At 38.4% G+C, this 12,240-nt stretch carries 11 protein-coding genes; 8 read left to right on the top strand and 3 right to left on the bottom strand.

Going from position 1 to position 12,240, the window contains the following annotated elements; translation table 11 throughout:
- Positions 1 to 251: 251 nt before the first annotated feature.
- Entirely contained in the window at positions 252 to 464 is a 213-nt protein-coding gene (locus C427_RS23050; RefSeq protein ID WP_007642697.1) for a SlyX family protein, read from the bottom strand.
- Complete coding sequence (locus C427_RS23045; protein ID WP_051075228.1) at positions 464 to 1,396, bottom strand: WD40 repeat domain-containing protein; 933 nt, start codon at positions 1,394 to 1,396, stop codon at positions 464 to 466. Before C427_RS23045 ends, C427_RS23050 begins: the two co-directional genes overlap by 1 nt.
- Before the next feature lie 134 nt (positions 1,397 to 1,530).
- Here C427_RS23045 and C427_RS23040 point away from each other — a divergent pair, with 134 nt between their 5' ends.
- The 3 genes from C427_RS23040 (at position 1,531) to C427_RS23030 (ending at position 4,984) form a co-directional block, all read left to right on the top strand.
- Entirely contained in the window at positions 1,531 to 2,307 is a 777-nt protein-coding gene (locus C427_RS23040) for an FKBP-type peptidyl-prolyl cis-trans isomerase (RefSeq protein WP_007642693.1), read from the top strand.
- Between the two features lie 721 nt (positions 2,308 to 3,028).
- Complete coding sequence (gene greB, locus C427_RS23035; protein ID WP_034900233.1) at positions 3,029 to 3,529, top strand: transcription elongation factor GreB; 501 nt, start codon at positions 3,029 to 3,031, stop codon at positions 3,527 to 3,529.
- Between the two features lie 147 nt (positions 3,530 to 3,676).
- Positions 3,677 to 4,984, top strand: a complete 1,308-nt coding sequence (locus C427_RS23030) for a mechanosensitive ion channel family protein (RefSeq protein ID WP_007642690.1) — start codon at positions 3,677 to 3,679, stop codon at positions 4,982 to 4,984.
- A gap of 25 nt (positions 4,985 to 5,009) precedes the next feature.
- Here C427_RS23030 and C427_RS23025 read toward each other — a convergent pair whose 3' ends face one another.
- On the bottom strand, positions 5,010 to 5,975 hold the full coding sequence (locus C427_RS23025) for a calcium/sodium antiporter (protein WP_007642688.1): 966 nt from the start codon (positions 5,973 to 5,975) through the stop codon (positions 5,010 to 5,012).
- 629 nt (positions 5,976 to 6,604) lie between these two features.
- On the opposite strand from C427_RS23025, the gene C427_RS23020 reads away from it, so the two are divergent.
- The 5 genes from C427_RS23020 (at position 6,605) to C427_RS28375 (ending at position 11,557) form a co-directional block, all read left to right on the top strand.
- The gene (locus C427_RS23020; RefSeq protein WP_007642684.1) at positions 6,605 to 7,390 is read left to right on the top strand and encodes a hypothetical protein; all 786 of its coding nucleotides are present in this window, start codon (positions 6,605 to 6,607) and stop codon (positions 7,388 to 7,390) included.
- Between the two features lie 27 nt (positions 7,391 to 7,417).
- Positions 7,418 to 8,269 (top strand): mechanosensitive ion channel family protein, encoded by an 852-nt coding sequence (locus C427_RS23015; protein WP_007642682.1) that lies wholly within the window; start codon positions 7,418 to 7,420, stop codon positions 8,267 to 8,269.
- 56 nt (positions 8,270 to 8,325) lie between these two features.
- Entirely contained in the window at positions 8,326 to 10,185 is a 1,860-nt protein-coding gene (locus C427_RS23010; RefSeq protein ID WP_007642680.1) for a glutathionylspermidine synthase family protein, read from the top strand.
- A 99-nt stretch (positions 10,186 to 10,284) separates the two neighbouring features.
- Positions 10,285 to 11,247, top strand: a complete 963-nt coding sequence (locus C427_RS23005) for a tyrosine/phenylalanine carboxypeptidase domain-containing protein (RefSeq protein ID WP_015431412.1) — start codon at positions 10,285 to 10,287, stop codon at positions 11,245 to 11,247.
- Between the two features lie 25 nt (positions 11,248 to 11,272).
- On the top strand, positions 11,273 to 11,557 hold the full coding sequence (locus C427_RS28375) for a tyrosine/phenylalanine carboxypeptidase domain-containing protein (protein ID WP_269079252.1): 285 nt from the start codon (positions 11,273 to 11,275) through the stop codon (positions 11,555 to 11,557).
- Positions 11,558 to 12,240 lie beyond the last annotated feature (683 nt).

Raw genomic sequence — 12,240 nt, 5'->3', positions numbered from 1 at the left:
ACTTGCATCAACTTACTATTCGTTTTATTTCATTTTAAGCAGTAATCACGGAAAAAACGTCTCCATTATTTAGGAATCCCAAAAAATGAGTCCTAAATATCCTCGCTAACGGCTTAGCACTCCACAAATTTAGACTACGATTTACAAATTAACGCAGTCTTTTAGTTTATTTTAATTCAAGAATTAAATGCTTCAAGGCCTGCTGGCTTAATTATTAAAAAAACTCTATTTTTATATCTCGCAAATTGAAATTAATAATGTGGAGGCGGCATTTCCTCTGTTTCTGAAGCCATATTGCTAGGCTCAATAGCACTCATTTTTGATACCAGTTGTTTAAGTTGAAATTGTAAGTCGTCCATTTGTTTTTGCTGTAAAATGAGTGCTTGGTTAAGGCTTTCTATGGTGTCTTCCTGAAAAGCCATTTTCATTTGTAATTGTTCGATATCTGTCTGTACTGTGCTCATTAATTTTCTATCTTCCACTTTTCTAGTAAACCATTGCTACTTTCTGAAACAATTTCGCTATCACCAATAAAACCTACATCATGCACCACTGCCGAAGCTGGTTTACTACCTTCACGCGCCGAAACTCGCCATTCATTTAGCTCTGCTCCTGTTTTTACATCCCAGCGATTGATCCTTCTTGATGGGGAACCTGTTAGTAGGTACTTACCATTATCTGAAAATACTGCAGTAGTGAATATCCGCTGTCTAGCTGAATATTGTAAATTACTGACTTCTTTACCTGTAATCAGGTCCCAAACCCGCGCATCACGTTTACTGTCAGCAGTAAATGCGTAACGTCCTTGATCATCTAACGACACTTTAGTGACTCTACTAGGATGATCAAACTTATGGATAACTTGGCCAGTGCGAGTATCCCACAGATAGGCTAAATAATCGTTGCCACCTGTTAATGCATAAAAACCATTAGGCGAAATATCCACACTATTAATTTTTTCTTGGTGGCCTAAAAACTCTAATCGCCTTCCAGTCTTGGGCTCAAAAAACATTACTTTACCATTACCGCGACCAACCAAAATACCTCGACCTTGATTTGACACGGCTATATCTCGAATACTTGCCTCGTCAATTCGCCAAAAACCTTCTGGCTCACCAAGTTCTAAATTCCATAACGCAAATGCTTCTCTATCAGCAGTGACAACATATGAATTATCAAAGGCAATATGAATATTGGTCACTGAATTGCTGCCATCATCTTGATGTCGCCACACATATCGCTGCTCGTTAGTAACCAAATTCCAAACGGTAATACCATTGTCAATAGAAGAAACAACAGCGATCGTATTGTCTGCAGAAATGTGGGAGGCATGAGATCCCCCCTCAGCGTGGCGAAATTCACTAACCGGCACATCACTTGAACCACTGCAGGCCATAAGGGTTAAGGTACTCAGCGATATTACAAAATAGATGACTTTAATACGATTATTCAATGGGTTTCTCTTTTGTCATATGCCGTTTAGTATATGCGTTTGCCTACCAATCACATACTGCTAGTTGGAGAATTATAATGAAAAAGGCCTCAATCTATACCTCAATCACTATTTTTATTGTCTCTATTTTAACTTTAAGTGCATGTCATCCACCGCCAGTTGATCCTATGAAAGTAGAAATCTTAGTCCTTAGTACACAACAACAAAAACAATCTTATGCAATCGGCGCTAGTGTGGGTCACATTATAGAAAGTAAAATAGCTAATCAAAAAAAAGTGGAGGTTCAATATGACCAAAGCTTGCTGGTAAAAGGTTTTATCGCAGCCTTACAAGGCCAGTCACAACTCAATAAAGAGGAAATTAAATCTATCACTGGCACCGTTGAAACTCTAGTACGAGAAAAACAAGCCGAACTAAAAGCTCAGATGGGCCAAGAAAACAAAGCTGTCGGTGTAGCGTTTTTAAAAAATAATGCTCAGCGTGCTGGCATCACTGTCACTAAATCTGGTTTACAGTACGAAGTACTAAAAAGCGGTGAAGGAAGTAAACCTAAAGCTACCGATACAGTAAAAGTAAACTACCTTGGCACACTGATAGGCGGCACTGAATTTGATTCTTCATATGCGCGTAGTAAGCCAGCCAGCTTCCCACTAAATCGTGTAATTAAAGGCTGGACTGAGGGAGTTCAATTAATGAGTAAAGGGGCAAAATACAAGTTTTATGTGCCTTCAGACTTAGCATATGGTGCCCGCTCAACGGGTAAAATCAGTAGTTATTCAACCTTAATATTTGAAGTGGAATTACTTGAAATCATCCATGCAAGTAAACCCGCAACGAGAAGGCCTGGATTTTGATCAAATAGGTAATACTCGATTTAATAACTTCCAATAAAAAGCCGAACACGTTACGTGGTCGGCTTAGATTTATCGTTTTGATAATCAGCTATTCTCCGTGCTGAACCTTATTCCCTTAATTTATTGCCCTTAAAAAGGGCTGTTTATCCCGGATTAACCAGGTGATTTATGGTCATTTAGACGAAATAATGTTTCAACTTTATATGTTTTAATGTCGATATTTACCTCCAATCAAGTGTTGCCATGTTTAAAGGTACTATGACTGTCTCTCTTACTCTAAGCTGACTCTGTAAAGAGCGAAAAAAAGGGCAACTCTTTTTTACGCCAGGTTCCTCAAAGTGTATCTAGTATTAAAATTCGTAGGGGTTATTGACAAAAACCCTACTTCACCTTGATTAATATTAAGCATAGTCGATAAGTATATTTTCACACTGTTAACTTCAATTATTTATTGTAATAACTGGTATTAAGAAAATAGTTTTTATTCCTAGTTGATGTGGCAACTTTTACGTCAACGTCTACCACCTCGATAATCAGTCCCATAGCGAAGAAGAATCCCTACTGAATTTTGCTTACCATGTTATTGAATAAAAGTAGAAATACGTGAGGCACCGCTCAATTAAAACTAGGTAAACAGTTTTGCCTATTGATAAACTTGTTATTCCGGTTAGAACAATGTTACATCTACAATTTACCCCAATATTTTAAGAAAGGTTCAGGCTTGAAAACAAAACTTATAACACCTGAAGGCTACAAGAAGCTATATGACGAACATGAAGAAATATGGCTCATACAAAGACCCGAAATCACCAAAATTGTAACTTGGGCTGCAAGCCTTGGAGACAGGAGCGAAAACGCAGACTATCAATATAACAAAAGGAAATTAAGAGAAATTGACAGGCGTGTTCGATTTCTTAGAAAGCTACTACCCGAGCTCAAAATCATCAATTACTCAAAGGAGCAGGAGGGTAGAGTATTTTTTGGTGCTTGGGTCGAGATAGAAAACGATGCGGGTGAAGTAAAAAAGTTTCGAATTGTCGGCCCAGAAGAAATTTACGGTGATGCTACAGGGTATATTTCCATAGACTCACCTATGGCTAGGGCTTTATTGAAGAAGGAGATGGGTGACATCGTTACTGTAAAAACGCCAAATGGTATCAAGCAATGGAACATAACCTCCATCAGATACACACGTCAGTGGCTAGATAAGCAACACGAGTGAAAACTCGGTGAAAATTTCCTGACTTTTGCAGCGTTATAATTTTACCGTAATATTTTAAATAATGCATTTATTTACTATTTGGAAAAGTCTGATAGAACTGTATTATTTTGGACCATGTTAGAATAGTTGACATAACAGGATTGAACGATGGACATAGAATTTTTTGTTAACAAACTTCAAGAACTTTGGCTATTAGCTCAGTCACAGTTGGGAGAGCCCGCGACCTATATTCAAGTAGGTATCATTATTACCTGTTACTTTGTAGCTTACTGGATATATGCCAACACAGTTAAAAGAAGCTTGCTGGTCAATAAAAAACCTATATCTATCGAACACCCACTTAGCAACATACTTCATAGACTCGGTAGCATCGTTTATCCCCTTGTAGCTATAGTATTACTGCGTATTTCACTTTCGGTAGGAGAATCAGCCTTATATCCGGTGTGGCTGATTAATGCAGCACTCACCATCGCCGTGTTGTTATTTTTCTACTCTATTATCAAAGAATTTGTCAGTAGCAATTTTATGTCGACATTGTTTCGTTGGATAGGACTGCCAATTCTTTTATTGCACCTTTTAGGTGTTCTGCCCATTTTTATTAAAGCGCTTGAAGAAATATCTTTAACTGTAGGCAATATTCAGGTCACTCTATATGGACTTACACGAGTATTGTTTTTTGGGGCTCTGCTGTTCTGGCTTGGACGTGCATCCAACAATGTGGGTAAAGATATCATTCGTAGCCAACACAAGCTTGATATAAGCACTCGCGAAGTATTTACCAAGTTATTTGAAGTGGGTTTGTTCGGCATTGTCTTTATATTGTTGCTTAACATAATGGGAGTCAATCTAACTGCTTTGGCCGTATTTGGGGGGGCTGTCGGTGTAGGCTTAGGGCTAGGTTTACAGTCTATCGCATCAAACTTTATCTCAGGAATTATTATCTTACTGGATAAATCACTGACAATTGGTGATTTTGTTGAGCTGGAAGACGGGAAAAAAGGCTTTGTTCGAGAATTTAAAATGCGTCATGCAGTATTAGAAACCTATGACGGTAAAGATATTTTAGTTCCCAATGAAAACTTTATTTCTTCGTTGCTTATTAATTGGACGCATAAAGATCCCAAACAACGTTATAGAGTTGATTTCAGTGTCGCTTATGCCACAGATGTACGTGCTATGGTAGAAATAATTAAAGCAGCGGTGGCTGAGCATCCTCAGGTTATCAGTGGTGAAGATGTTCCATTCGAAGAGCGCCCAGATTGTGAAATCGATAGTTTTGGCGATAACGGTGTGAACATGTTTATTGAATTTTGGATTGAAGGTATAGACGATGGTAAAAATCGTGTAGGTGGAGATTTGTTGCTCATTATCCTTGAAACGCTTAAAGCCAACGATATATCTATTCCATTCCCGCAACGTGAAGTCACAGTTCTTAATCAAGGCTTTGTAAAATAATCCACAAATACATTTAGCAAGGACGCTAAAACTGTGTAGACACCAAATATGCGTTGTAGCCTACAAAACACAACAGTAATGCTAAACCTTTGAACCTGTTAATTTTTCCTGGGCCTTTTATTCCTAAGCAAAAGATTAATAACGCTATGGTTAAGCCCAACATTAACAAGCCATCCCGGTACAAAAAGGTAGCATCTACCTGGACGGGTTGAATCACACCCGCGATTCCAACAACAGCAAGTGTATTAAAAAGATTAGAACCGACAACGTTGCCGATTGCTAACTCATGTTCGTTTTTCCTTACTGCGATAATGGAAGAAATAAGCTCAGGCAACGAGGTTCCAATACCCACAATAGTCAGTCCAATAATTACATCACTGACATTAAAATATTGGGCTACTTCAACCGCTCCCCACACCAATACTCTGGAGCTGATAATCAACAGAATTAAACCTACGGCTAACCAAATTAGATGCGATTTGAGCTGAAGCTGACTATCAGTAATCTCAATAGCCACCTCCTTACCCAGCTGATCTTTTGGTCGCTTAAACGCCTGCCATCCGCTCCAAGAAATCAATAATACAAATATACCAAGCAATGAGAACGCATCATCATGTGAAACCTCAAGATCCAATAACTGCCATACGGCAAAGAATGTAATTGCGAGTAAAATTGGCAGTTCTTTTCTGACAATTTCTGATTTCACTATAATGGGGCTGAGTAAAGCTGTAGTGCCTAGTACCAATGTGATGTTGGTGATATTGGAACCAAACGCATTACCTAAAGCAAGACCACCGTTGCCTTGGTTCGCGGCGAAAATAGAGACGATAATTTCTGGCGCAGAGGTGCCAAAGCCAATGATAAACATCCCAATAAACAGCGGCGAAATACCGAAATAGCCAGCGGTAAAAGAAGCACCATGAATAAAACGTTCAGCGCTCCAGATTAGAACAGGTAATCCAACTAAAATTGCAAAAGTAGCCCAAATCATCCGACACACCTTTTTAGTTTTGCTTAATCTAACTTATAGAATATTAACCGATTAACTCTCAGTCTAAGTAAAATAGAAACCAAGAATGCAGGCAATATCAAAAGCTACCATTTAAGAGTCTATGTGGAATCTTAAGCACTCGTTGAGATGACTATCAAACTTGGAAATAAACGGTTAACCACAGTACAAGACTTTAATATCCCATTTAAGCAAATAGTGTCAAGTCATGATAAATATTGGCAACAAGGTAGCACTAGAAATTAAAAAAATTCACTTTGATTGTGTCTTTTTAGATTTAAGAATCGTCTATATTCCCACATAAAGACAGTAAAACTATCGCCTAATTAAAGTGTGTAGGGTTCGGTGTACCCCTTAATGTTACTGCCTCAAAATAACAAGCACTGGAAAGTCTCTTAAGCAAGTTTGGTGTTAGATAATGGTGATAATTAGCTTGCTAAAAAAAAGTTATATGACGAATATCCTTTTGAGCCAATATATTAAAGAATATTTACGGCTCACAAAATATTAGGTGAGTTGTGCATGATGCAGAGGTTTAAATTTCATGCTTATCAAAGTAAAAATAAATATTCAGTGTCTTTAGAAACAATCCAGAATAAAAAGAGTAAAAAATGAAAAAGTGGTGGGGTGAGATTAATTTTGAATTAAATGAGGCTAAAACTTGGCGGATTGGTCAACGCAAAATGTCTGTGCAACGCAAAGCTGCCGAGTGGCTAATTTGGAATGAGAAAACTGGAGAAGAGAGCTTTGAAGATCTCGTATTAGAGAGAACGACGTTTACGGACCTTATAATAGATATCCTACCTCAACGCTACTTGGTTAAAAGCACCCAGAAGAATCTAATTGCTAAACCACTTCTGGCTGACCGCTCAATTATTGTTAGGCCTCACTCTGCTCTCAATATACTTCCTGGAGAGAAAATAGAACTCTATGTCAGCTCTCCTTTATGGCTGGCTTTCTATGCTCATGAAGAAACGTTATCAATCAGTGACCTTCCATTCTGGCTGCCATCTGATTCATGGTTTGGACCCAACACAATGGTCGGTGAACTATGCTACTCAAAGTACACAGATGCAAAACTCACATTAGATAATATCCAAAAACGTTCACACAGAGCCATCACCACAATAAACATATCTAATGAACATGATGAAGTATTGATCATAGAACGCATTAGCCTTCCCACCCCATTTTTAAATCTTTATGTTGACGCCACGCATCAGTTTTGGACTGACAAAGTAAATTTAATTCATCACTTAGATGGTGACCGCCCGTCCTTTGACATAAAGAACTTAATAAAAGAAAGCGCTAAAACAGATCTCACATTAGTATCAGCTGCAAGAGAGGTCGCTGATGCAAATACATTTATGCGGTCAATTAAAAGCTTAGTGGCTTAAACCATAATTACTTTAGGAAAAATTGCTATGGAAGAAACCAGCGCAACGCTAAACTTGATAGAACAATTCCATGTATTTGCCATTGGCAAAGGCTTCTTAATACTTATCATTGGGTATTTTTTGGCTCGTTTCGCAAGAAACGGTATTGGCCGTCTTAAGATTGCAAATTTAACTCCCCATAGCATGACATTGCTTAAAAGAGTGGTGTTTTATGGGATCTTAGTGCTTACCTCTATATCAGTGATGAAAGAGCTTGGATTTGATTTAAGTGTGGTACTCGGTGCTGCCGGTATTTTCAGCGTAGCGATTGGTTTTGCATCACAAACGTCAGCATCAAACTTAATTAGTGGTTTATTTTTGATGATGGAAAGACCTTTTTCTGTAGGAGATATCATAAGAGTTGGCGACACCACTGGTGAAGTATTATCAATCGACTTACTCTCGGTAAAAGTCAGAACCTTTGACAATCTCTTTGTAAGACTTCCAAACGAGTCCATGATTAAAACTCAAGTCACCACTTTGACCAAGTTTCCTATAAGACGTGTGGATCTGAAAATTGGTATTGCTTATAAAGAGGATATTGAAATAGTAAAAGAGATCCTTAACAACGTAGCGGCGAAAAATACGCAGTGTTTAGATGAACCCGCTCCAGTGTTTATTTTACTTGGATTTGGCTCTTCTTCCGTTGATATTCAATTTTCAGTTTGGGCCAAAAGAGAAAATTTTTTAACCTTAAAAAATACTATGTATCAAGAAATCAAGAAAACGTTCGATCAACAAGATATTGAGATGCCCTTCTCACATATCAGTTTGTATTCTGGCACAGCAACAAAACCTATCCCTATCATTATGGATAGAGAAAATAATGAGAAATCGTGAAATGAAAAAAATAGTAGTATACCGCATTCAGCTTTTACTCATGGTTTGGAGTAAACATGGCTAAACATCATATCACCGGAGATCTTCCTTTTGGTGAAGAGCTAGGCGTAGCCCCTGGTGGCGTTATTTCATATTCATCGGACTATAACACTGTAGATGACTCTATCTACCCTAGTCGGAGTCACTTTAGAAGCTACGTAGACGGCATTTATATGGGCTACAAGTGGCAATGTGTCGAGTTTACCCGGCGCTGGTTATATACCAACAAAGGCTACATTTTTAATGATGTTGCTATGGCTTATGAAATTTTTAGACTGCGATATGTACGAGATTTAGTGAACAATAAAGAGTTACCTCTGAATGCCTTTAGTAATGGTTCGCAGCGTCACCCAGAGCCTGGGTGTTTATTAATATGGGATGAGGGAGGTGAATTTGTAGAAACCGGGCATGTGGCTATCATCACTGAGGTTTTTGAAGACAAAATTAGAATAGTAGAACAAAATCAGGACTTTGGAAAATGGCCAGATGGCCAAAATTTTTCTAGAGAAATCAAAGCAAAAGTAGGCATTGCAGGCGACTATTGGTTACATTGTCCGTCAGCTGAGTCAACTATTTTAGGTTGGGTAATACAAACCAACGATCCCACTCACGCTACGCGTTTCGACGCACCCGATAAAGAGATGTTTAACATCATCCCTTGCGAAGCAAAAGATGATGGCAAGATAAATACACCATGGCTTAATCTGGCCAATGAAGATGAAAACGCCTTTGTTGACATGATGCAGGGACACAAGTTGTCCTGTGCTGCTTCCAGTGAACTAAAGTATTATCAGCTCTCTGCTGCCGCTAAAGAGGCATTAGAATCAGCGACTGATGAGCTTCACCAAATGTTTATGCATGCCACTGATTATGCCCTCGAACACCCTGAGCTATTGACTAAATTTACCTTGCCAGATGAGATATTGACAAAAATTAGAACCTCTTGGGCGAATCGAAAAAATCAATTAATTACCAGTCGATTTGACTTTGCCATGTCTGAAAATGGTTTAAAGGTATACGAATACAATTGTGACTCTGCATCTTGTTATATGGAGGTAGGTAAAGTACAAGGAAAATGGCTTAAACACTTTGATGTAAAAGATGGGTATGACGCAGGTGGTGAGCTTTTTAAGCATCTAGTGAAAGCTTGGAAGAGTTGTAAGATCAATTCAATCATTCATGTTCTTCAAGACGATGATCCAGAAGAAACCTATCACGCACTTTTCATGAAAAGTGCAATAGAGGCAGCTGGATATAAGTGTGAATTAGTTAAAGGGCTGAATTCTCTGCGTTGGAACTCCAGTACAGAAATCGAGGACTGTAAGGGCAATGTTATTAAATGGGTTTGGAAAACCTGGGCTTGGGAAACCGCATTGGATGAACTTCGTCTAGATGAAGGCAGTCAGAAACGAGCAGATTATCTTAATCACCCTCCTTCATTGGCTAATGTACTGCTTAACGATGACATTATGGTGTTTGAGCCTATTTGGACACTTATTCCAAGTAATAAGGCAATACTACCTATACTCTGCTCTCTATTTCCTAACCATCCACTATTATTAAACGCTGATTTTGAAATCAATACTGAGTTAGCTAATTCTGGGTACGTTGTTAAACCCATAGTAGGAAGATGTGGTGCCAATATTCAGTTAATCGATCAACATCAAAAAACAATAGCTGAAAAGCCAGGGCAATTTGACGGCAGAGATAAAATTTACCAGCAACTATTCCCATTACCTTGCATTAACAATCTTTATGTTCAGGTATGTACGTTTACCGCACAAGGTAACTATGCGGGAAGTGGCGTTCGTGTTGACTCCACAATGATTATTGGTAAAGACAGTGATTGTATTGCATTGCAAGTTTGCCACAAATGATTAAGTAAACGCTACTTTGTAGATAGCGCACCTAGAAAGATTAAAAAATTAGTTTTATCTTGTCAGGTGACTTGAAATTAGGATGAGATTGATTATCTAATGAATAAAAAAGAACTAGAGAAAGAACGTTTTTGTAAGGTCAGCTCAATATTATACAGTGCCAGCCAGCCGATTCGAATATTGTCTCACTTAGAATGGAACAGGGATATTAAGCGTCAATTTTTTGCAGATAAATGTAAAGAACTGCCTAAAGTTAACTATCCACAATTTGACCCGAGTAAAACCTTAACCTTAGTGAATGAAGCTAGAGCCCTGATTGGAAATACGGACATAGATAACTGGTTACAACGTATCTCAATTAAGCTTGAATATGGAGCTTTAATGATGGCATCTGCAGGCACTAAGAAGTTTTATGAGTTCTCTGAAAAGTTATATGGTAAGCCAACTAACCCTTTTACTGATGGTAAATCAACACCGCTGGAATTAGCCAATACATTTGACAAACAAATTAGCAGTTACGCGAACTACGACTTAGGCGCCCCACCTCCAATGTGTTACCTCGCCTCTGATATAGCTAAACAAATGCAGGATGCAGTTGTGAAGATGTTCGGTGACGAAGCCCCACAAGTCGAAATTGTAGATGAGCTTTCTGCCAATGCATTAGCAAACCCAAAGCTTATTAGGATCAGAAAAACGGCGTGTTTTACCGATCTTGATGCGCAGCAGCTTATTAGTCATGAGGCACATATTCATGTTGCCACATCTATTAATGGCTTGCATCAACCGCATCTTAAAATATTAGCCGCGGGGCATCCTGGCACCACTAAGACACAAGAAGGCTTAGCCGTATTCTCTGAGTACATTACTAACGCAATAGATTTAGACCGTCTTCGTAGACTTGCAGATCGTATTCTAGCGATACAAATGGCAATCGAAGGGGCCAACTTTTTAGACGTATATCACTATTTTTTAGAGCGGATTGGCAACGAATCGCAGGCTTACGAAAATACCCGAAGAGTATTCCGAGGTGGCGTGTTAAACCGGTGGGGCACCCTTTACTAAAGATGGGGTCTATTTAGAAGGATTTATCCGCGTACACAATTTTTTAAAAGCCATCGCAGCTAACGGCAGGGCAGATTGTCTGAAGTTATTATTTTGCGGGAAAATGGATATTGAAGACATACCTGTCTTATACAAATTAGAAGAAATGGGTCTCTGCCAACCGGCGAAATACTTACCACCGTGGGTTAAAGATGCTCGTTATTTATTGGCGTATCTAACCTGCTCTGAATTTCTTAATAAAATGGATATGACTAAAAATTATGCGCACTACGAGGAATTACTTCAGAGCATTCCCAAAACGCTTAATTAGAGCTTATTTATAAGTCAGGTTATAAATCCTATCAACGGTCTTTAAATGAAATCATGCGCGACTTTCGCTGATGGACGAGCACAACGCTAGCCCATCAGTTTGATACATAATAATTAACACTTCTATTATTGAAAAATTTGTAAATTCAGGTACCAAATACTTTTTATTGTTTTTCCCACCGGGATTAACAGTTTTCCGATTTTAAGCTGTTAAAAATCAATCCCGAAATATTTGCAGACTTACCTTTAGGATCTGTAATAACATCCTCGGCTCTGTAATTTTTTTGGTACTCTTTTCCATAGTCCATATCACTTTATTATTTAAATTCAGAAAAATACTGCTTTCTGTGGATGCCACATAGGCCTCATCAAAATATGCTGGCTCACGAACACTTTTCCACGTAACAAAATAATAATTTTGGTAGCTAGGGTAATTTATTCCATGAATATTTTATCCATGTTTTTATTTTTGGAGTCAAAAACTTAAAATTTGATACTGCTTAAACTCCCGAATTTTCACTGACTTTTTTTGCGATTTTGTCTTCAAACTCTCTGTGGCACGACAGGCACTTGAGCACATCAATAACCGCAATTTTTTCTCAGCGGTCCTCATTTGTATTCCGAATCAGTCCATGTCGCTTCACTCCTTTTGAACTGAAGGAGGAAATAGTCGATAGAATAAAT

The sequence above is a fragment of the Paraglaciecola psychrophila 170 genome (genome assembly GCF_000347635.1).
In the GTDB taxonomy this organism is placed as follows: domain Bacteria; phylum Pseudomonadota; class Gammaproteobacteria; order Enterobacterales; family Alteromonadaceae; genus Paraglaciecola; species Paraglaciecola psychrophila.
The sequence above is the reverse complement of the archived record's forward strand: the minus strand, read 5'-3'. Positions and strand labels throughout refer to the sequence as shown.

Excerpts from the sequence above, each read along its gene's own strand:
- C427_RS23050 (WP_007642697.1), bottom strand. The coding sequence starts at position 464 with ATGAGCACAGTACAGACAGATATCGAACAATTACAAATGAAAATGGCT.
- C427_RS23045 (WP_051075228.1), bottom strand. The coding sequence starts at position 1,396 with ATGGCCTGCAGTGGTTCAAGTGATGTGCCGGTTAGTGAATTTCGCCAC.
- C427_RS23040 (WP_007642693.1), top strand. The coding sequence starts at position 1,531 with ATGAAAAAGGCCTCAATCTATACCTCAATCACTATTTTTATTGTCTCT.
- C427_RS23030 (WP_007642690.1), top strand. The coding sequence starts at position 3,677 with ATGGACATAGAATTTTTTGTTAACAAACTTCAAGAACTTTGGCTATTA.
- C427_RS23025 (WP_007642688.1), bottom strand. The coding sequence starts at position 5,975 with ATGATTTGGGCTACTTTTGCAATTTTAGTTGGATTACCTGTTCTAATC.
- C427_RS23020 (WP_007642684.1), top strand. The coding sequence starts at position 6,605 with ATGAAAAAGTGGTGGGGTGAGATTAATTTTGAATTAAATGAGGCTAAA.
- C427_RS23015 (WP_007642682.1), top strand. The coding sequence starts at position 7,418 with ATGGAAGAAACCAGCGCAACGCTAAACTTGATAGAACAATTCCATGTA.
- C427_RS23010 (WP_007642680.1), top strand. The coding sequence starts at position 8,326 with ATGGCTAAACATCATATCACCGGAGATCTTCCTTTTGGTGAAGAGCTA.
- C427_RS23005 (WP_015431412.1), top strand. The coding sequence starts at position 10,285 with ATGAATAAAAAAGAACTAGAGAAAGAACGTTTTTGTAAGGTCAGCTCA.